Origin of the sequence: [Micrococcus luteus] ATCC 49442 (assembly GCF_010367585.1) — a bacterium.
Lineage (GTDB): Bacteria > Actinomycetota > Actinomycetes > Actinomycetales > Micrococcaceae > Arthrobacter > Arthrobacter luteus_A.
The window spans coordinates 957559-978485 of sequence record NZ_JAAAXP010000001.1 but is presented as its reverse complement, the minus strand read 5'-3'; the positions used below and the strand labels follow the sequence as shown (position 1 = coordinate 978485).

The window sequence follows — 20927 nt, the reverse complement described above, 5'->3', positions numbered from 1 at the left end:
TCATGCGTTCCCCAGGTGGCGTTGAATGAGGTCCTGAATGTCCGCGAGCGCCTCCGAAGCGCCCCTGTCGTAGGCGGAGTCCGGGCCGTCCCGCCGCTCGCCGGCGTCGATGGCGTTCGACAGGTTCGCCTGTCGGGTCTCGATGAACCTCGACGACGACGCCACCCAGCGGGGCACCTCGCTGCCGCTCACGGATTCCGAGAGCGGCGCGGTTGGCGCGTAGGACTCGGGGTGGGACAGACCCTCGGGGAGCGGTCCGGACGGCAAAGGCGGCGCGGCCTGATTGGTATGGCGCGCCGGGAGCGGCTGCGCAAGCGCCTGCTGGATCGATTCGGGCTGGATGTAACCAAACCAGGAAGGGTCGCCGGGCAGTTCGTTGTCCCGCTGCATCGCAAGGAAAGAATGGATTCGGGCCAGGGCCTGGCAGTCGGGGTCAAGCTCGATCGAGCTGAAGATCGTCGGCCCGGGCCGGAGTTGCCCCAGCCGGTCCGCGACCATACGTGCACCGATGTCGCGCCGTTCGTGCTCGGGAGCAGCGATCGACACGAGGGATGCCCCGATCGCGTCAGCCAGCGACCACACGTCGTAGGCGTCCGCCGTCGCAGCCCTGCGCGGAGTCTGAGGGGATGCCGGATCCACGGAGATTGTGAGCATTGACCGGTCATCACTCGCCAGGCCCTGCGCTGCAACGTGCAGGGCGCTGGATGCCCGCGACCCGAGCCGGTCGGTGATCCATTCCGCCCAGAGCAGCCGCGGGTCGTCGTCGGAGTCGATCCGCCGCGTGCCGCCAACCCTGTTGGGGGCCGGCCGTGTGCGGGGCTGGCGTACAAAATCGCCGGGATCGTGAATCCGGACGTAGGGCAGGTCATCGGCGGCGCCGGTCAGTTGCTGATACACAGTCAGGTTCGGGAATACGTCGATCTCGAACTTTTCGATTTCGCCCATGGTTGCGGACCGGGCGAGGGCGCGCGCGAAGTTGCTGACGTGCGTGGCCCCCCAACCCGTTCGGCTCGGCGCGCTGACCACCATCGTCACGTGCCAGGTGTCGCCGAGGGAGGCAGCCACGGGCAGGCGATCGGGGACCCGCAGCACGGGGACGTGAATCCGTTCGGCAAGGGCTTCCCACGGGGCGGATCCAAGGTAGCCGTAGGGCGGCTCAAGCCTGAGCCACAGCGCGGACTCCGCGGGAAGTTCCGTGAGCATGGAGCGTACGACGGCGCGTTCAAGTTCCTGCGGCACCTGCACCGTGCGGGGGGTTTCGCCTGACAGAGCGAGTCCGAAGTCCGCGAGCGCGTCCGAGCGCTCCCAGTACGTCACCTCGCGATCGCCGGCGTAGCTGTCCAGCCTGGATCGGACCACTGCGGGCCGCGCGGACAGATCCAGGCTGACGCGGAGGACGGCCAGCTTCCAGCGGCGGATGATCAGACCCGACACGGGTTCTCACGCCCCGGAGAGATTGTGCAAAGCCCACCAGGTCACCGGCGAGTTCACATCACTGTGACCATCGATCATGGGCTTTCCGTCGATGACACGCGATCCGTTGGCTGAGATGACACGCTCGCCCCCGCCCAGGTCGTACCTTGTGCCGGGTGCTTTCGCCTCCTGATCCGCGAAGCGTATGCCTTGCGGGGGATACCCGCCGAGGGCGCCGTACCGGTCGGTATCTCCCACCGCGGCGGCATTGATCTCGCCGAAGTTATCGCCGCGAAGAGCATGGTGGAAGACTTCATGCAGCGGCTGGTCGAAGGTCGAACGCGTGGCGATGATGGGCCGCACCACGCGGTCCGGTACCTTCGCGTACCCGGCCGCCCTGCCCAATTGGGCCACGTCCTGCGCGAAGCACCAGCGGTTGACTGCAGGTTGCAGGAGCAGGAGGGAATGGACCGGGTTGCTGTCGAATACGGGGGAATGTGCCACGGCCGAGAGCATCACTCTCGCCCCGAATGAGTGCCCTATGAGGTGCAGGCGAACTCCGGGCCTGGCGATTCGTGAGAGCAGGGGACCGACGCCCAGCTTACCGACGTCCCCGGCCCGGTCCTTCATTTTCCACACGCTTGCCATCCGGAGGATCCCCCGGGGATCGAGCGAGAATCCGCCGGCCGCATTGACAGCAGCATCTGACTGTCCGCCGCCGATGACACCGATCTCGTCTTCGTCGTCGCCGGCTGCGGTTTCTACGCCGTCGATTTCTTTCCAGGCGTCAATAACGTTGTCGATGTCGGGCCGCGTTGACTGTCCGTCCTCGTCCTCGGACCAGTTTCCGAGAAGCAGCGCCGCCACATCCCGTGCCTGGGCCTCGGTGAGGAGTTCGACCCCGTCGACCAGGTCGAGCAGTTGCCCGCGGGTCCCGGTATCCCACCCGTCAGTCACTTCGGCGGTCATCGCCTCGATTTCGCCGGAAGCTTTGCCGTCGCCTCCCGCTATGTCCGGACCGTTCTCGGAGTCCATCACGAACCACGTGGAGGGCCAGACGATGCCTATCAGCACCGGGCGATAGTCCGCTGGCACCTGCAGCTGGAATTCTGCGCGCTGGGCGATAAAGCCCTCCGCAAACCGGGTGTAGTTCCGCAGGGCATCCCCATAGACGTTGTTCCACCCGTGCGAGAATACAAAAACGTCGGTGGCCGCGCGGGCTGCTGCGACAGCGAGCTCCGCGGTCTGCGGGCTCTCGAGCCTGCCGTCCTTTCCGAACCTCAAAAGATAGAGATCCAGGGACGTCCCGTTTCCCGCGGGGATCTGAGCGACTGGGCCAATCATGGTTTCCCGCTTTCGCGCTGCTCGTAACCTGTGGCATTCGGCAACCCCATTGCAGCACCCGGGCGTTACAGCAGCGTTACTGGCCGCGAGGCAGCCACGCATGCATCGAAGGGCCGGCCAGCACTCCGGCTCCCGCCGGCGGTAACGCAGGAGTAACGCAGCGGCGCGTGTACTCCAAAGAACGAAGGTCTCGTGGCGCCACACGAGCCCGGGCGGGGCAAGGCGCAGGAAAGGAACGTCCGATGGAACCGGGGAACATTAACTCCGCAGGGACCAGCACGTCCGCTACATCGGTCAAGGAAAGGCCGGCCGGAACGATCCCCGGACACTGCGCCGCGGGTGCCCTGGAACTCCGGCTCCTTGGCGACTTCCGCCTACGGCTTGGTGAGTCGACAGTGGGACTGACCCCGCGGGCCGAGCATTTGCTGGGTTTTCTCGCATTGCGCAGCGACCTGAACAGAACGGCAGTCTCCGCAAAGCTATGGCCGGATCTGGATGAGGCCCAGGCCCGGGGCTGCCTGCGCTCGACGTTGTGGAGGCTGCCCAGGCCCGACGGGCTGCCGCTGGTGGCTGCGTCCGGTGACAGGCTCGGCCTGACCACCTTTGTGCGCGTGGACATCACAGAGCTACGCAATCGGCTGGATCAGTGGTTGCCGGGTGCGGCGCCACCAGTGACCATCAATGCACTGGGTTGGGATTTGCTGCCAACCTGGTACGACGATTGGCTGGTCATCGACCGCGAGCGCCAGCGTCAGATCCGGCTGCACGCTTTGGAACGGATGTCTGCCTGGTATGTGGGCGCAGAGAGGTTCGACAGTGCGATTGAGGCGGCCTTGCAGGCGATTGCCGGTGATCCGCTGCGGGAGAGCGCACATCGCTGCCTCATCCGCGCGCACCTGGCGGAGGGAAATGTCAGCGAAGCCCGTCGGCAGGTGCACAACTACGCGGCCCTCCTTGCCGAAGCAGGGATCCCGGCGCAGCTCTCAGCGCGCATGCACGAACTCATCCTGACCGGCCCGAGTTTGGCCGGCGTGCGCTGACGCCGCGAATGCCATGGGTAGGGAATCACATTTCGACGTTGCGATCATCGGGGGCGGGCCAGCCGGCCTGGCTGCGGCGCAGGTGCTTGGCAGACAGCGCAGGAGCGTCGTTCTCATCGACAACCATCAAGGCCGGAATGGTGCGGCCTCGAGCGTCCATATGCTGTTGGGGCGGGAGGGAATGACTCCGGAGGGGTTGATTCTCGCGGCCCGCCGAGAGCTGGCGAAGTTCCCCGGCGTTTCACTCCTGTCGGCCGAAGCCACGACGGTTCTCGTTGAGGATGCGAAGATCGTGGTGTCCACAACAGGGGCCGATGTCTCTGCAGATCACCTGATCCTGGCTACGGGCGTTGTCGATCAGCTGCCGTCGATCCCGGGCATCGGCACTGCATATGGCAAAAGCCTGTTCCATTGCCCCCTCTGTCACGGCTTTGAGGTGGGGGATCAACCAGTGGTGGTGATCGGCGGGAGCGAGCAGGCAGCCTTCATGGCGGCTTACGTCCAGGATCGAATCAGCCGCGACGTGCAGCTGTGCTCCAACGGAGAGCCAAGCTTTTCCCCGCTGACGCGACGAAGGCTTGGTCACAACGACATCCGGATCATCGAAGACAAAGTCGTGGCTGTCGAGGCCCAGCCCGGCGGACTGATGCTGAGGATGGCGGATGCCACCGCCGTGACCTATCGGGCAGGCTTCGTGTCCGCAAAGTACAGCCAGCGATCACCCCTCGTCCACGAACTCGGCTGCACGTTGAGGGACGATGGCCGGGTACGGGTCGATCACTTCCAGCGGTCGTCGGTGCCTAACGTCTTTGCCGTGGGGGACATGGCCAAGGCGACCGGCGGAAATATGAGCTTCGTTGCCACTGCAATCGCCAGCGGCGTGACGGCGGCCGCGTTCCTGGACGAGGATATCTTCGCCGGAAGGTGGGCGAGCCAGGGCACCACCTAAATACTAGATATCAAACTCATTGCCCTTGGCACCGGCCAGGAATGCGCGCCACTCCTCTGCGGAGAACGTCATCAGGGTGCCGGGGTTCCGGGAATTGCGCACATAAACCTTCCCGGTTCGAGGTACCAGAGCGACCTCCAGGCAACAGCTGTTGGCACAAAAGGACGAGCGTTCAAAGTTCAGTTCGTCATCCACTTCTTCTACTCCCTTGGATTCCGGGGCATCGCATACGGCATTGGACGTTCGGCGGTTGGGACGCCAATAAGACACAGCCTGATGTGCCGGCGCCCAGGTGTGGCCCGGGCCAGGGGTCGCCTCCCGCCCGGGCCGTTGTGGACGTGCGGCCGCCGTGCACGGCGGAACATCAGTCCGTCACGGGAAGCACTTGCTCGCAACCTGTTCGCCTGAGACATAGAGCTTGACGCATACGCCCGTGGGAATGCCCCACTTGGTGCGGATGCTCAGACAGGCCCTGACTGCGGTGCCATTCGGGAGGTCGAACGGCACCGGGATGCATACCTGGCCGATGCCCAGGGGAAGCCTCAGGCACACCCTGTGGTTGCCGGAATTAACAGAAACGCAGGATGCGCGCAGCTCGAGCTCGCCGCCATCCGTTGCGGAGATCTCAGTGACAGCCCGTGCATCCCTTCCTTCGAACGGCTGCCTCGATGCCTCCAGAGTTGCCGAAACCGCCTGCTCGTCGAACTCGACATATTCGTCGTTCTGTTCGTTCGTACCAGTGGTCATTGTTCGCCCCTTCGCCATTCAAATGTGCGGATCAGAATTGACCCGCTTACGTCATGGTTGCAATGGCTCGTCACCGGAGCGTCACCGCCGGGGACGGAACTTCACGCGGTGACGCCAACGTGATGGCGTTGTGACGCGGACTCCGGAGACTAAGGAGATCGGCCCATCCTCTGAATGGGATGGTCACTCAGCACGGACGACACTAACGTGGTCGGATGGATCCGACCCCTGGATGGAGAAGGCACATGATCCCGGACGATTATCACGCCCTTTATGACCGCGGAGTCCAGGTGGCACGAGGCGCCGAGCGGCCATCCCCTGAAACGCCCACCACGGGGCGGGACCAGTTGTCCGCAGATGTACCGGATCTGGTCATCGAGGAGGACGAAACCACGGGACTCCCCAACCGGATCGTCAGCCGACAGCCCAGCGGCCGGCTGGCCGCGCCGGGACCTTCGGATCCGGCCGACGCCGTGCGGCAGTTCATCCGGGACAGGCGTGCCGTCTGGAACCTCGCAGAAGAAGACGCCGCCGGTGTGGAAGTGCGTTCGGTCAGCCGCACGGGTCTTAAAACGGCGCAGCTGTACCAGAGTGTCGACGGTGTCGAAGTCTTCGATTCTGACGTGACGGTTGCACTCGACGACGGAAACGGCGTGATCTCCATGTCCGGGCAGTTGTTCCCCGGCGCGGGCGTCGCTGCCCGGGAGCGCCGGGCAACGCAGGCGCGAACCCCGGAAGACGCTATCGCCAGGGCGGCGTTCGACCTGACCCGGGTCGTGTACCAGCCCTCTGATTTTGTCCTTGCGGAAAACCAGCCCGACGATGCCCCGTACCGGTCCTATGAATTCATACCCGGTGAGAACGAACGTCGGCCACTTTTTGAGCGGCCGGTCAGAGTGAAGGACGTGATGTTTCCGCTGGGGAACCAGCAGTTCGCCGCAGGTCATTACCTTGAACTGTGGATCGTCGGATTTCCCGCCTTCAGTTACGTTATCGACTCCGTGGAGACGCCCTTTGTCCTGTTCCGCAAGAATCTGGCCAGCGAGGGTGCGCTCTTTACCTATCGCGTGCATAACACCGGAGACGCGGTGTTCCGGCCCCATGACGGGCCGGCTCCCGGGTCCCCCCACCCCACGGGAGTACCCGATGGTTTCCAGGCAGATCCTGTCGCCGAACGCCTGGTCACGCTGGAGAGCCTGCCGGGCCTGGACCCGTGGCTGCCGCCGGGCGCAACCACCACTGAAGGAAACAACTGCATCGCCTACGCCGATTTGAAGCCGCACGACGGGCTGGGCGGCGGCGACGTGCTGGGAGAAATTACGGCTACCGACACCTTCGACTACACCTACGACCACAGCCTGGATGCCAGCGACGCAACCAATCTCCAGAACAGCCTCGTAGGCATGTTTTTCCACGTCAACTGGCTCCACGACCGCTGGTATGACGCAGGATTCGACGAGGCTGCAGGGAATGCCCAGGCCGACAACTTCAACCGCGGCGGCATCGGTGGCGACCCGATCCTGGCTGAAGGCAACGATTTCAGCGGCACCGACAACGCGAACATGTCCACCCCGGCAGACGGGGCAAGTCCCCGCATGCAGATGTTCGAGTTCCTGGGACCGCAGCCAACCCAACCGACCCGTACCAGCAACCACGAGGCGCTGATCACGTTCCACGAGATGGGCCACTACATCACCAACCGGCTGGTAGGGAACGCAAATGGCCTGACTAACCAGCAAGGCCGCGCCATGGGCGAGGGCTGGGGTGACTTCTTCGCCATCAGCATGACGTCGCAACCCGCAGACGATTTCGTCAACGGGGTCTTCCCGGTGGGCGGCTGGACCGACCTCACGCCGACCTTCAACGACAACTACTACTTCTCGATCCGGCGGTATCCCTACAGCGCGGACATGGTGACGAGCCCGCTGACCTTCCGTCACATCAGCGCCGGACAGCTGCTGCCAACCGGTGCTCCCATCAGTCCGAACTCCGGCGGGTCGAACAGTGCCGTGCACAACGCCGGGGAGATCTGGTGCGTTGCGCTGTGGGAGGTCTTTGTGAACCTGGTAGCGAAGCACGGGCATGACGAAGCCGAGCGGCGGGTGCTGCTGGATGTGGTCGGCGGCCTCAAGCTGACCCCGTCGCGGCCGACGTTCCTGCACGCCCGCGACGGGATCATCACGGCCGCGACCGCCCTCAACCCCGAGGACCTGCCCGAAATCTGGGCGGGCTTCGCCAAGCGTGGCATGGGAGCCGGGGCAGTCGCGCCGCCACAGAACTCCACCGACCTGAAAGGCGTCGTGGAGAGTTTCGCTGTGCCGGGTTCCTAAGCAGGCCCGGCCCGCAGACCGTCAAGAACAGCCGATCACGGGGAGAATCATGGACACACCAAAGCCGCCGTCGGGTTGCCGCCGGAGGCAAGGCGGGCGGCCGCAACCCGTCCTGCTGCCGCGGTCGCAGGCCGGCTCGCCACGCGCTGACGAAATGGCGGAAACCGGGCTGGTTGATGAGGTCTCGGCCGACACCTATCTGGAGGTTCTCGAAGCCCTCACGGAACACCCCACCCGGCATTCGTTCTCATCGGCGTATCAGGACGCGGCACAAATGGTCGCCGGCCGGTTTGCCGCGCTTGGCTATGCCACCCGCAATGAGCCGGTCGCCGTCGGCGCTCGCCAGACACTCAACATCGTCGCCGACAAGCCGGGCGCTGCCCCCGAGGATGAGCGGCGGCTGGTTTACGTCGTCGCGCACCTGGACTCAATTAACGAGGCCGGCGGAGTCAACGCAGCGGCACCCGGGGCAGATGACAACGCCTCGGGTGCGGCGGGAGTCCTGGAGATCGCCCGGGTGTTGGCCGCCGTCGTTACGCAGCACGATCTGCGCCTGGTTATGTTCGGCGGCGAGGAACAGGGGCTCCACGGGAGTCGTGTTCACGTGGCCGCCCTGGCAGAGGCGGACCGGTCCCGGATCACCATGGTTGTCAACATGGACATGATCGGTCGGCTCAACACCCCCGCACCCTCAGTCCTGCTGGAGGGAGCGCCGGTCTCCCAACATGTGATCGATGCATTGGCTCAGGCCGCCCATGACACGTCGGACCTGGAAGTGTTTGTCTCGCTCGAGCCCTTCGCGTCGGACCACGTGTCATTCATCGATGCCGACCTTCCGGCTGTGCTGACCATCGAGGGCGAGGACCAGTTGAACACCGATGAGCACACACCCCGGGACACTCTCGCCGGGCTGGATCTTTCGGTGGCCATCAGCATCCTCCGGATGAACACCGCCGCAGTCGCAGCCATGCTCGGTAGCGCTGCCTGAACCCGATACCGGCCGTCACCACACCATCGATTGAAAGGCACGCACGTGGAGGATCTCATCGGCCGCCTCAAGGCCGCCAACGCCCGGATCGAACGCAGGGATGGCCTGCTTGGCGAGGAAATGCTCGAACGCCGCGAAGCCGCAGCCTTGATCCCCGAACTGGCCGGCCGGGGCCTCGAAGGCGCCCACCCGGATCCCGGGCCAACGCTTGACGTCGGTGGGCAGACGGTCGATCGAACCGAGTTCGCGCAGGAAACCATAGTCCTGCGCACCGGGCGGCCTGTGCTGGCCATCCTTGGTGATGAGGCCCAGCTCGTGTTCTCCGATCCGGAAAGCACTGTCTGGGAGTCGCGTCTCCGGGATGCTTCAGCTTTTTTGGAGAACGCCGCGCGGGCAGTCGGCCGCATCGAAGTTGAGGGTCACGACCTTGCCTGGCTGGGGACTGGCTGGTTGGTGAGGCCGGATGTTGTGGTCACGAACCGTCATGTGGCCGCCGAGTTCGGGCGCCACGACGGCACGTCCTTCGTGTTCAAGCAGGGAAGCAGCGGCAGCCGGATGAACGCTTCGATCGATTTCCTGGAAGAAATCGGAGGCACCAGGGACCGGACGTTTCGGCTGGACCGCATCCTGCACATCGAGGATGCGGACGGACCTGATGTGGCGTTTGTGAGCGTCAGGCCAACCCGGGAGCACTCCCTCGCAACGCCTATCGGGCTGTCCACACATTCCGAGGACAACGAGATGGTAGCGGTGATCGGCTACCCGGCCCGGGACAGCCGCATACCGGACCAGCAGCTGATGGATGAGATCTTCGGGAACGTCTATAACAAGAAGCGCCTCGCCCCGGGACAGCTGATCGGATCAGATCCGACGTCGGTCCGCCATGATTGTTCGACTCTTGGCGGCAACTCCGGATCGGTGGTGCTGTCCCTGAAAACCGGCGAAGCGGTGGGTTTGCATTTCGCTGGCCGTTTCCTCAGAAGCAATTTCGCGGTACCGGGCACCATCGTGCGGGAGCGGCTCGATGAGGTCCTGAACGGCCGGACGAGGCAGGGTCCTGTTCGTCCATCAGTTCCGGATGGCCCGACGCCGACAAATCACCACGCGCCCGCGGCTCCCCGCCCGGAAACAAAATTCTCCTTCGTGGTTCCGCTGCGCGTGACGGTGGAAGTGGGGAACCCGTACCCGGATGGCACCGCCGGCGACCAGGCTACGAACGGCTCGGCGTCGACAACCGACACAGACGAGGACGTGTTCACAGAGGCGGTTGCGGCCGACTACCGGGACCGCCTGGGCTACGACGAGACATTTCTCGGCACTCCCGTGCCCCTGCCGGTGGTAACAAGCGGCCAGGATGACGTCCTCGCCTTCACCGTCGATGGAAACCCTGAGAAGGTGCTGCGCTACGAACATTTCGCGGTCATGATGAGCAGGAGCCGTCGGCTGTGCTTGTTCAGCGCAGTGAACATCGACGGGCTGCAGTCGATCTCGATGGCGCGCACGGGTTGGCGCACGGATCCGCGTATTCCGCTCGGAGCGCAGATCCGCCATGAGTGCTACGGCGCCGAACCAAAGTTCTCCCGGGGTCACATGACCCGGCGGGAAGACCCGGTGTGGGGTCCCAACGGTGCCGCGTCGAAAGCGAATGCGGATTCCATGCACGTCACTAACGCGGTCCCGCAGATGCAGCCCTTCAACGGCGGAGTGTGGCTCGAGCTTGAGAATTACGCGCTGCAGAACGCGCGCAAGGACGACATGAGGATCTCCGTCTTCACCGGTCCATTCCTGACGCCGGGGGACCCAACAAGGTTCGGCGTGCAGATCCCGACGGAATTCTGGAAGGTCATCGCGTTTATTCACGACGGGACGGGGCAGCTGTGTGCCACCGGTTACACGATGTCCCAACAGGATTTCCTGCGTGAGGAGGAGTTCGTTTTCGGAAAGCACAAGACGTCGCAGCGATCAATCGCCTCCATCGAACAACGCACGGGACTCTCGTTCGGTCCGCTTGCCGCACTCGACCCGCTTGAGGACACCGAGGGTCTGGTATCTGAACTGACCGATGTCCGGCAGATCCGGTTTGTTGGACGTTAACCGACCCTAAGGAGTTAGCCATGGCCCCGCGACTCATCGAAGTGCGCCAGCCGAAGCCGAACGACGTTATCGGCAGCGCCTTTACGGTGGCCGGCTTCGGGACCGGCTTCGAAGCCACCGTCCTGTGGCAGCTGCTTGACAAAAACGGTCAAAGCGTAGCCCGGGGAAACATTCAGGGCGCCGGTTCCATGGGAGTCATCCTGGACTTTGGCCATCAGGTTTCGGTGGGCGGTTACACCGCCCGCGCTGCCCACATGACGCTTCAGGTCTTCGGCGAGGATGCGTCCGGCATTCATCCCCCGGGGACCGACCTTAACCTGGTTCCCGTCACCCTGTTTACGGCATTGGATGGCTTCAAACTGTACGAAGTCCAGCCCGGCGATACGCTGACCAGGATCGCTCGTGAGCAGGGTCAAAATACGACCGTTGAGGACGTTTTTCAGGCGAACCGGGACCGCATCAATAACCCCGACCTGATCTTTCCCGGTCAAATCTTTCGTATCCCGCTGCTCACCTGAAGCCACGATGAAGGAGCGCACGGCATGACCGGACGCCAACGGGCTGACAAACCGTCGGGCAGCATCTCGCTGGTCCTCGATCAGCCCAGCACCATCAAGCCAGGCGATGACCTTCGCGACGGGTTGTCTGCCATTGTCCGCGAGGGCGACCACCTCTGGGTCGCCAACGACGAGACGACCAGCCTCGAACGGCTCACAATCGACGGCGACCACGCCGCCGGCCATCGCAGCTTCGATCTCACTACGTTCCTGACGCTGCCGGGGGAAGGGGAGATCGACATCGAAGGCCTCGATATCGCCGGTGACACCCTGTGGCTGCTCGGGTCACACAGCGCGGTCCGCAAGCGGGTCAAGGACAAACACAGCCCGGACCAGGCACGGAAAGCCCTGGCGACAGTCGGGGTCAGCCAGCGCCGGCAGGTGTTGGCCCGGCTCTCGACCGGAACCCTCGCAGACGCGGACGGGAGCCGGAACGGCGGGCAGCAGAAGGCTACTGTGTTCGGCACCGGGGAAGGCGCTGGCGGGGGCCTGCTGGATCTTTTGGCCGAGGACCCTCACTTTGGAAGCTTTATACGGTCGCCGTCGATTCCGGGCAAGGACAACGGCATCGACTGCGAGGGGCTCGCGGTGGCGGGCGGCCGGGTGTTCATCGGCCTGCGCGGGCCGGTGCTGCGCGGATGGGCGGTGATTATCGAACTCGAGGCCGGCGACGGTCCCGGCATCGCGCCGCAGCCGATCGGTCCGGGGGGCCGCCGCTACCGCAAGCACTTCCTCGATCTGCGTGGGTTGGGTGTGCGGGACCTGTGCCGTCACCGCAATGACCTGCTCGTCCTGGCGGGACCCACCATGGAACTGGACGGCCGCACCACCCTGTTCCGGTGGCGGGACGCGCTGGTGTCTGACGGCGAGGCCGTCCTCCCCAGGGGCGAGCTGAAAGGCGAACTGGACATACCTTTCGGACACGGCAAGGACCGGGCCGAGGGGGTCACCGTGCTGGAGGACGGCAGGTCGGTGTTGGTGGTCTACGACACGCCGGCAAGCGAACGCAAGACCGGAGACCACGGCGTCCGCGCCGACGTCTTTGACCTCAGTGAATAACGAGCACCGAGTAACGAGGGTGCGGTAGATGACCGGCTAGAAGAATGCGAGGACTCCGGCGACGGCTGTGACGACGGCCGCTGCAAGCAGGGCCATGCCGGCGAACGGCACAGCAACAGGCCAGCCCGGCCTTGCCAGGGCCAAGGTTACGAGGCTCATCGCCAGCGCCGCCAGGGTTGCCGCGAGCGTGAACAGGTTTGTTGCCCGGTTGGCATCCTCCGACACCTGAGATGCCGCTGCCTGCACTTTGAGTGCGTCAGCCCAGGTCTCTGACGTCGCCGACATTGCCAGGACGAGACCGGTATCGATCCCGTCGCCGGTCGTGGGAAGCCGCATCATCTCCTTCCCAATGACCGACCAAGCGTCAGCCGCCTGGACTTCGGCTGTCCCCAGCTCATCCTGTGCCGCATCGCTTAGGTTGATAGCCGCCAATTTCCGGGACAGTCCGGCTTGTGCCTGGTCGATGGCGATCCTGTGCTGCAGGAGCGCCTGGGACGAATACAGATTGCTCGCCTGAATGTAGGTGGAGATAGTGACGGCCATGCGGGCTGCGTCGGCGCCCGAGCGCTGCCCGGCGGCCGAAACGTACAAGCCTCCTGCCGGGATGAGCGTGACGAGAGTCCAGCCAGCCAACGCTATAGCCGTCAATCTCCTGCTGCGTTGCGGCGCCGTCCACGGATGGGGCACCAACCCCGCGTTGTCCGGTGCCGACGGTTCGGCCGCAACTCTCCGGCCGCTTTTTCGTGCGTAGACGACGCCCTGAAACAAGAGCCAGCCGAGGACCGATAGGACGGCAGAGGAGGTCAGCACTGCAGCGACGAGACTCAACCGGTCGCCGTCGTCCATCAGCGTTGGTGCTGACGCTGCCGCAACGCCGGTCTCCTGTTGGCGCAATTCAGCAAGCCGGCGTACGACATCGAAGCCTCCACCGGGCAGCCGGAACTTTTCCGCAACAAGGGAATTCGTACCGCTGAGGCCAAAGACCTTCTGCTCCGCTATTTTCCGGGCGGTCTCTGCTTCGGCCGATAGGAGGCCGGCAGCACCAGTTGCGGCGAGGTCGCCGAGGACAGCGGCGCGATTTTCCCAGCGCGCAATGAGGGCCGCGTCCGAAGCTTCGTCCAGGTACACAAATCGCAGCTGCTCCAACGCCCTGGCGGACCACTTGATTTCTTCAGTCGTGGACTTCTGCCAACTGTCGGCCGCCTGGTTGGCTGAATACGTGGCACCGCCCAACAGAAGGGCGACTACAACGGTCACCAGCAGTTGGCCCCTTATGGATTCCCTGCGAAGAATTCTCCACCAGTCGCGACGACGTTTTCCTTGCGCGTCCATTCCGCCTCATTGGTCCGGTTCCCACGTGTAGGCAACGGTGCCCCGTTCATCAGCGAGGATCAAGCTACCGTCCTGGAACGACCATACGAATTGATCCGGGATGAGGTCAGAAAGCGGTTTATTGAAGTTGCTGCTCGGGGAATCCGGATCCTCCATGGCCTGCGTCCCCTCCACCGGGGTCAACGTGAGCCGGTCACCGTCAATTTCGGCAAACCCTGAGGCAGTAATGGTGAACGAAAAGGTCCCGCTGGGACGCCGCTGCAACAGGATGGACACTTTGTCATAGCTGCCGTCAGTGCGGAAACGATAGATGGTTTCGGCGCTGCCTTGTCCGACGCTGGTCCACAGACCTTCGAGCTCCGAAGGGAGCACTTGCGCCGCCGCCGGAGTCTCTTGTTCGTCGGGCCGAGGACTCTGGCTTTGGACGGGCGTTCTCTCGACGGCCGGCGCCGAGCGCTGGCTGCCCGGGGCCGAACTTCGCGACGACGCCGTGACAGTCGGCGCCCCGGTAGGTGAACGAGACTCGACCGGTGACGGGGCGTCTGTCTGCGCACCACTGCCGCTCGGCACGGTGGCACCCGGGCTGCAGGCCAGCAGCGTGGACAGGACCATACCGACGCTGAGGATCCCGATGCTGCGATTGAATCCGGTCATGGCGAAACTCCCTGAAACGTGACGCCATCAGTCAACCTCGGGGAGCGTTATTGGGCCGTTACTGGCGTCGATCGCCTTGAGCTTGAGCTGAAACGCACGTGTCCGGGTATCGCGCTCTTCCGTCAGCGGGCAGTAACGCCGCAGTAACGCGCGCCTCCTAGCGTTGAGCCAGATATGCCGTGCGGTGATTGAGCGAATATCAGGGAGGCAGGCAGTATGGATCCCAGGCAGGTGTTCCAGGAGTCCGATATCAAGGACGAGTTCCTGGACCGGTTCGATGAGCTGCGGTCCCATGCGCGGGACGGCGGGGGACTGGAGGGGCTGGAGGGCGGCCTCAGCATCGACGATGCCGCTGAAGTCGCCGAGAGCATGGCCGAGGGCAGCTACGCGCCGGGGAGCCACTGGGGCGTAGAGGCGATCATCGAGCGGTTCACCCGGCCGGTCTACCTCATCCAGGACGCCACATTCACTGTTCCGCCGGACAGCTTCCCTGAAAGCGAGGTCATCGCCGGCAAACTCGATACGGGCCGTAGCCTGGTCGAAGGGGCCATCCCGAGCGTGGGGCGCATCGACCTTCGCAACCACCGTCTCGACTGGGTGGGCACAGCCTGGCTGGTCGGCCCGGATCTTCTGGTGACCAACAGGCACGTCGCCTCAGAGTTCGCCGGCGCCCGGAACGGCCAGTTTGTTTTCCAGGAGAACTTCGACGGATCCAAAGTCGCCGCCACCGTGGACTGGCGCCACGAGTTCCAGCGCGGCCACGAGTCGCGGTTCCGGGTCAAGGAAGTGGTGTGGATCGAGCCGCGAAACTCAGTTGATGTGGCGCTCCTGCGGATCTCACCGGAAAGCGAGGACGGCGAGCCGGCGCCCGCACCGATTCCGCTGATGACCCGCGACGAATTGCGCGCCGCGCCGCCGGGGGAGTGGGTCACCGTCATCGGATACCCTGCCTTCGACAGCCGGAATGACGCCGCCGACCAGCAGCGCATCTTCGACGGAAACTTCAACGTCAAGCGCCTCGCGCCCGGGCAGATCACCTTCCGCTCCGAACAGCCTGTCCTCTTCCACGATGCCACCACCCTGGGCGGAAACTCGGGCTCCGTGGTCTTTGATCTGAGCACAGGCAAGGCCGCCGCGCTGCATTTCGGGGGCATCCAAGGGCAACGCAATGAGGCCGTGCAGGCGTGGCGCCTGCGGGAGATCATCAGGGAGCATGCAGGGTGACAGACGCCGTGGCCAGTCCGACGGCGTGGTGGGACGATCCTGCGACCAACTGGGACGATCCCGGGCCCCGCCGTTTGGTGCTCCTGCTGGAGCACGCCTACACCGACGCCGGCGATGTCCGGCGTGCCGGCGTCGCGATTGGTCTTGACCCCTCAGCAGGGGGCCGCTCCGCGGAAGGTGACATGGCTTCCTCCGGCTGGAGGTCGTTTCTCGCTGCGGCGTCGCGGCGGGGCCAGGTCCTTGACCTTGCAGCCCACGTGCTGCATGACCAGGGCGTTTCGGAGTTCCACGCCCCGCTGCGAAGCCTCCTCGGAGACCGGCTGGGCGAAGTCAACGCCCGCATTCTCCTGCACTACGGCCTGCCGCCCCGGCCTGCCGAGGGTGCCGATACCTTCGTAGACAGTATCCTCGCTGCCGAGGTGGTTCCCGGCAGGCACGGCGAGCTGCAGACGATCACCTCTCCCGGGCAGGGATTCGTTGACCCTCGGGCACACCTGCAGGCGATGGGTGACATGCTCAGGCGCACTGCCATGATCGAAGTGGGCGGGTTTCCGGCCGGAACCGGGTTCCTCGTGGGCGAGGACCTCCTCCTCACGGCCGCGCATGTGCTTGACCGGTACCATTGGCCGCCCTCCCCGCTGCCGGCCGTGCGCGCCATCTTCGACTTCGAAGACGCGGGCCGCAGTGCCGCAGAAGCGGGGACCCCGGTCCAGGTCAAGGAGTTCATCACCGGCAGTCTTCCCACTCAGGACGAAGCGGCCAATTCCGCCATCGACAACTGGGATGCCCCGGCGGATCGGCTGGACTTTGCCCTTCTTAGGCTGGCCCGCACCGTGCCGGACTTCAACGCGACCACTGGAACGGCGACGCAGCGGGGGTTCTACTCGCTGCTGCCGGACGAATATGTTTTCGCCGCCCAGCGGCAGTACTACATCCTGCAGCATCCCCTGGGGGGCTTTGTCCAGCTTTCCTCCTTCAGCGGCCGCCCCCTGCTGAGCGCCGGCGGGACGCGGATGCGCTACGCCGGCAATACCCTTGCCGGTTCGTCCGGGTCGCCTGTCGTTGACTTCCGCGGGAGGCTGGTCGGGCTCCACCACTACGCCACGCCCGGCCGCAACCAGGGCATTCCGATCTGGATGATCGCGCGCGCCCTGCTCAACGGTGCCCACAGTTCGCTTTTCACGGGCGCGGGACCCGTTGCAGCGGCAGCGGCCGTTCGCGAAGTGGACCCCTTCGCTACCGTTGCCGTGCTGCGGCGTCCGTTCGTCGACCGGCAAAACCTGCGGAAGCTCATGCGTGAAATGGTGGAGCGCCGGGACAGTTACCGCACGCTCGCCATCAACGGGGCCAGCAGCCGTGCCGGCGTCTCATACTCCTACCAGCTCGCCTCGCATGTCTCGGACCAGGCCCCCCTGTGCGCTGCCCTCAGGGCGGCCGCCCCGGGCGGGATCAAGGTGGTCAAGATCGACCTTCGGGATTTCCTCAAGGCGGGGGTGGAGAGGGCACGGACGGACATCGGCCTGGCGATGCTCCTTGAGCTTGGAATCATTTCAGCCCCCTCCGATATCGACGCGCAGGCTGCCCGCGGAACGGCCACCCTGGTCGCAACACTGAGCGCCAAGCTGCGGCGCTCGGATGCGCAGTGGTGGATTTTCTTCGACAGCCTCGACAACGTCCAGGCCGTCAAGCAGGGCGATGTCGACGAGCTTGTCCACGCCCTCATCAAGCTGGCCGACGACGTGCCGGTGCCGCTGCGGGTGGTGGTGGCCGGCCGGGAAGCGCAGAAGTTCGCCGATGAACACACCGCCTGGGCCGCCCGTGATGCGGCAGCCGGGCTGACCCGCGGCGACGTCGAGGCCTGGCTCCGCAAACGCGCCGACGAGGAGATGCGCGGGATCGACGAGGCAAAGCTTGCCGCGAAGCTCACCAGCTTGTTTCCTCCCGGTCCCCTTCCCGAACCGGAACAGCTCGCGCTGTGCCTGCCGGCGGCGCTGGAGGAAGTGCTCGCGTCATGAGTGAGCTTGAGAACGCCGAAGTCCTCCTTGCCGAGGCGCAGCGCCGCAGCCTGCTCGGCCGCTCCGCCCTGGCGGAGCAGCTCGCGCTTCTCGGGACGTTCAGCCCTGACCGGCTCTCCACCGCCCTGGCAGCCGATGACGAAGGCGAGGGCGACCCGCGCAGCGTCCTGGAACTGCTCAGCCGGCGCCTGCCCTCGGGGGAGCTGATGCTGGAGGACCTGCCCCGCATCAACGCCTTGACGCGGATGCTTAGCCGGGGCGGCCACCCCGAGCTCGCCCGTGTTCGCCGGACCATCAGCAACGTTTCTGACAGCCCGCTTCAGCGCATGCTGGACGCGTTCGTCCTCGGCGGCGGGCCGGAGCTGGAAGAACGGGACGAGGACGAGCTGATTGCTTCGCTAGATGTGTGGGGCTGGGCGACGGAAGCGGTGGCCAGAGCCCACCTGGTGGGACTGTCTCCTGTCACGCCGGGAAAGGACGCCATCGAGAGCAGGCTGGCGCTGCTCAATGTCACCCGCGCCGTCCGGCGCCTGGCAGCCGGGGGCTGTCTGGGCCGCGAGGTCCAGCTCGGCCGGCTTCATGGGTATCTTCGCCGCCACTCCGGCCCGCACGACCTGCGGGCGGAGCCCGCGATGGTGGTCTACGGGATCGGCGGGGTGGGCAAGTCAACACTGGTCGCCCGGTTCGTCCTGGACCTTTACGACGAACGGTTTGACCCCGCGACCGGAGTGTTCGCCTACCTGGACCTGGACCGGCCAACGCTCGCCGACTGCGACCCTGAGGTGCTCCTGACCGATATCACCGAGCAGGTGGCTGCACAGCTCACCGGCCACAGACGGCAGTTTGCGCGCAACGCAGAGGTCAAACGCCGGCTCCAGCGCGGCGCCGGGCTTGAGGCATCGGACTCCGCGGGCTCGTACCGCCAGCAGGCAAGCCAGCTGGTGGCAGACCTTCGGCTGTTCGCCGGGGGTGCGATCGCCGTCGTCCTCGACACCTACGAGCAGCTGGAACGCAACCATCCCGAGCAGCGCGGCCCGGTCTACGAGCTCTTCGGGCTCCTGGCGGCCGACCTCCCGGGCTTCCGGCTTGTGGTCTCCGGACGGTCTCCCGCGACGGCTTTCCTCGACCCGGCCCGGCCGGACCGGGTGATGCGCGTTCCCGCACTCGAGGAGCCCGCCGCACTGGCGCTGCTGCGGCACTTTGTGCACAAAGAGTCAGAGCGGGCCAGGCGGCCGGCGGTGGAGGTCGGAGATGAACTCGGACGCGAAATTGTGGACCTCATCGGCGGAATCCCGCTGACCCTTCGCCTGGCCGCCCGGGTACTCGTGCAGGAGGGGCCGGCGGTCCTGACAAACCTGCGTTCACGATCGCGCGCGCTGGACCATCTTCGCGAAGAGTTTGTCCGGGGCTTCCTCTATCAGCGCATCCTCGACCACATCACGGCGCATCACCCGCCCGTCACTACCCCCGACCTCCGCCGCCTGGCGCGCGTGAGCATAGTGCTGCGCCGCATCACTGTCGCGCTTGTGGAGCGCGTGCTGGTGCCCTCCCTGGCACCCGCCCCCGCAGGCACCGCCACCGAACTGTTCGAGGAGCTTGCCGGTGAAGTGGCGTTCGTAGAGCTCGACGGCGGCGTCCTGCGCCTGCGCGAGGAGCTGCGGGTGCCCGCGCTGGTTGCGCTGCGCCTCGCGGACCCGGGACTGGTGCGGCACGTCCACGAACAGGCCGCGGAGTTCTATCGCGGGCGTCCGGGGGAGGAAGACAAACTTGAGTTCGCCTATCATCGGCTGGCGCTCGGCACACCACCGGACGAGTTCGACGAGGCCACCCTGCGACGGCTGGCGCCTGCCACCGACGACCTTCCGCCGTCCTCTGCCGCAACCCTTCACGACGCTGTCAAAAACCCTGCACGCCTCGTCACGGCAAGGATGCTGGAGGAATGGGAAAACTCCATCTTCCCGGTGGTTGACGCGGCGCTGCGGGAAGGGCGGGTGGCAGAAGCGCGCAGACTGCTCTCCGAACGGCCGGACCGCAGTCCTGGCACAGAGCTGTACAGGCTCGAGTCGCGCCTGGCCCAGGCCGAACACGACCTCCCCGCCGCGACCGACGCCGCGGCCCGCGACCTCAAGGCTGCCGAGGCAGCTGCCGATCCCACGCGCTTTGCCGCGGCCGCACTGCGGCTGGCCAACCTGAACGAGCTGAGTGGCCTGGGGTCCGCCGCCGACGAGGTCCTCCGGGCGGCCGACGATGCAAAGACCCTCGCCGGGTGGGTCCTGCTGCGTCTTGAACTGCTGCTTAACCGGATGAATCTTCGCGAACGTACCCGTCTGGAGAATGAGGAAGACCGGTGGCTCCTTGAGATGCAGGCGCGTTCACTGATGCAGCGCGCCAGTGCACGTGAACTTGCGGGCAACTCAGCGCTCGTACGGTTGCTGGCGGCGGCGTTGGGCGCCGAGGAGCCGGACAGGCTCCGGGAAGCGCTCCGGCTCATAGGGCTCGGACACGAAGAGGACCCGGCCCGGGTGGCGTTGCTCATCGAGGCCCTCGCGGACTGGGACTCGTCGCTTGACCCGCCGGGGAAGCTTGCCAGCGCCTCGAACCTCCGGCTTGAAGGAGGGGATCCGGGCTCAGTACGGCGCGCATGGTCCGCCCTGTCCGGTCTGGGAACGGATGCCACCCACGTGCTTGACCGGGTGTGGGAACAGATCCGCCCGTCAGTTGTCGTCCGTGAGCGGCTGCGCGAGATCTACCTGTGGTGGGCGGTCGGGAAGCCGATGGCCGCCGTCGAGGCTTCGCCGGGTGCCCCGGGCAGCCCCGCGTTCAGCCATTCGGCCGGAGGAGGCGGTGCTCCACCGGTGCACCTCCGGACCGATGATCCCATCGACTGGTCCCGCCCGGAGGTTCTGCAGCTCGAAGAGCTGATCCTCACGGCCTACCCGACAAGTACTGATCTCCTGTCGTTGGCCTCGCGGGCGGGCCTGGACCAGACATTGATTAGCTGGGCCAGCTCCGGTCGCCGGATCACGCGCGAAGTCCTGGGTGTGGCAAGCCGCGCCCATCAGCTTGGCGACGTCGTCAAAGCCATGCTCACCGACCCGGAAGCTGTGTCCGTCCATTGGGCCGTCCGCCAATTGATGGGTGAGGAGTGGCTCTCCGAGCACCATCCGGACGCATGATCCTT

General features: G+C 65.4%; 16 protein-coding genes. 10 read left to right on the top strand and 6 right to left on the bottom strand.

Going from position 1 to position 20927, the window contains the following annotated elements; all coding sequences use genetic code 11:
* Complete coding sequence (locus GUV69_RS04520) at nt 1–1434, bottom strand: hypothetical protein (RefSeq protein WP_164200142.1); 1434 nt, start codon at nt 1432–1434, stop codon at nt 1–3.
* Nucleotides 1435–1440: 6 nt separating this feature from the next.
* Nucleotides 1441–2757, bottom strand: a complete 1317-nt coding sequence (locus GUV69_RS04515) for an alpha/beta hydrolase (protein WP_164200140.1) — start codon at nt 2755–2757, stop codon at nt 1441–1443.
* A 242-nt stretch (nt 2758–2999) separates the two neighbouring features.
* Between GUV69_RS04515 and GUV69_RS04510 the strand changes: the two genes are divergently transcribed.
* Nucleotides 3000–3797 carry an AfsR/SARP family transcriptional regulator gene (locus tag GUV69_RS04510; RefSeq protein ID WP_164200138.1) on the top strand — a complete coding sequence of 266 codons (798 nt, stop codon included), beginning with the start codon at nt 3000–3002 and terminating at the stop codon, nt 3795–3797.
* A gap of 13 nt (nt 3798–3810) precedes the next feature.
* Nucleotides 3811–4746 (top strand): NAD(P)/FAD-dependent oxidoreductase, encoded by a 936-nt coding sequence (locus tag GUV69_RS04505; RefSeq protein ID WP_164200136.1) that lies wholly within the window; start codon nt 3811–3813, stop codon nt 4744–4746.
* A 3-nt stretch (nt 4747–4749) separates the two neighbouring features.
* On the opposite strand, the gene GUV69_RS04500 is transcribed toward GUV69_RS04505, so the two are convergent.
* Together GUV69_RS04500 and GUV69_RS04495 are read right to left on the bottom strand one after the other, a co-directional pair.
* The gene (locus tag GUV69_RS04500; RefSeq protein WP_164200134.1) at nt 4750–4941 is read right to left on the bottom strand and encodes a DUF397 domain-containing protein; all 192 of its coding nucleotides are present in this window, start codon (nt 4939–4941) and stop codon (nt 4750–4752) included.
* Nucleotides 4942–5118: 177 nt separating this feature from the next.
* Nucleotides 5119–5493: a hypothetical protein gene (locus tag GUV69_RS04495; RefSeq protein WP_164200132.1), complete on the bottom strand. Its 375-nt coding sequence runs from the start codon at nt 5491–5493 to the stop codon at nt 5119–5121.
* Nucleotides 5494–5738: 245 nt separating this feature from the next.
* Between GUV69_RS04495 and GUV69_RS04490 the strand changes: the two genes are divergently transcribed.
* From GUV69_RS04490 to GUV69_RS04470, 5 genes are read left to right on the top strand one after another with little or no spacing between them, the layout of a single operon-like run.
* A complete protein-coding gene (locus GUV69_RS04490) occupies nt 5739–7823 on the top strand; it encodes a M36 family metallopeptidase (RefSeq protein WP_164200130.1) in 2085 nt (694 codons plus the stop codon).
* Between the two features lie 49 nt (nt 7824–7872).
* Nucleotides 7873–8811, top strand: a complete 939-nt coding sequence (locus GUV69_RS04485) for a M28 family metallopeptidase (RefSeq protein ID WP_164200128.1) — start codon at nt 7873–7875, stop codon at nt 8809–8811.
* A gap of 45 nt (nt 8812–8856) precedes the next feature.
* On the top strand, nt 8857–10905 hold the full coding sequence (locus GUV69_RS04480) for a DNA/RNA non-specific endonuclease (protein ID WP_164200127.1): 2049 nt from the start codon (nt 8857–8859) through the stop codon (nt 10903–10905).
* Nucleotides 10906–10925: 20 nt separating this feature from the next.
* Entirely contained in the window at nt 10926–11423 is a 498-nt protein-coding gene (locus GUV69_RS04475; protein WP_208786577.1) for a LysM peptidoglycan-binding domain-containing protein, read from the top strand.
* 24 nt (nt 11424–11447) lie between these two features.
* The gene (locus GUV69_RS04470; protein WP_164200125.1) at nt 11448–12521 is read left to right on the top strand and encodes a DUF3616 domain-containing protein; all 1074 of its coding nucleotides are present in this window, start codon (nt 11448–11450) and stop codon (nt 12519–12521) included.
* Between the two features lie 36 nt (nt 12522–12557).
* Here the strand turns inward: GUV69_RS04470 and GUV69_RS04465 are convergent, their stop codons facing one another.
* Nucleotides 12558–13778, bottom strand: a complete 1221-nt coding sequence (locus GUV69_RS04465) for a hypothetical protein (protein ID WP_164200122.1) — start codon at nt 13776–13778, stop codon at nt 12558–12560.
* 81 nt (nt 13779–13859) lie between these two features.
* The gene (locus GUV69_RS04460; RefSeq protein WP_164200120.1) at nt 13860–14507 is read right to left on the bottom strand and encodes a hypothetical protein; all 648 of its coding nucleotides are present in this window, start codon (nt 14505–14507) and stop codon (nt 13860–13862) included.
* 216 nt (nt 14508–14723) lie between these two features.
* Here GUV69_RS04460 and GUV69_RS04455 point away from each other — a divergent pair, with 216 nt between their 5' ends.
* From GUV69_RS04455 to GUV69_RS04445, 3 genes are read left to right on the top strand one after another with little or no spacing between them, the layout of a single operon-like run.
* Nucleotides 14724–15731, top strand: a complete 1008-nt coding sequence (locus GUV69_RS04455) for a trypsin-like serine peptidase (protein ID WP_164200119.1) — start codon at nt 14724–14726, stop codon at nt 15729–15731.
* Nucleotides 15728–17746: a trypsin-like serine peptidase gene (locus GUV69_RS04450; RefSeq protein WP_164200117.1), complete on the top strand. Its 2019-nt coding sequence runs from the start codon at nt 15728–15730 to the stop codon at nt 17744–17746. Before GUV69_RS04455 ends, GUV69_RS04450 begins: the two co-directional genes overlap by 4 nt.
* On the top strand, nt 17743–20922 hold the full coding sequence (locus GUV69_RS04445) for a hypothetical protein (RefSeq protein WP_164200114.1): 3180 nt from the start codon (nt 17743–17745) through the stop codon (nt 20920–20922). The genes GUV69_RS04450 and GUV69_RS04445 overlap by 4 nt, the downstream gene beginning before the upstream one ends.
* Nucleotides 20923–20927: the final 5 nt, after the last annotated feature.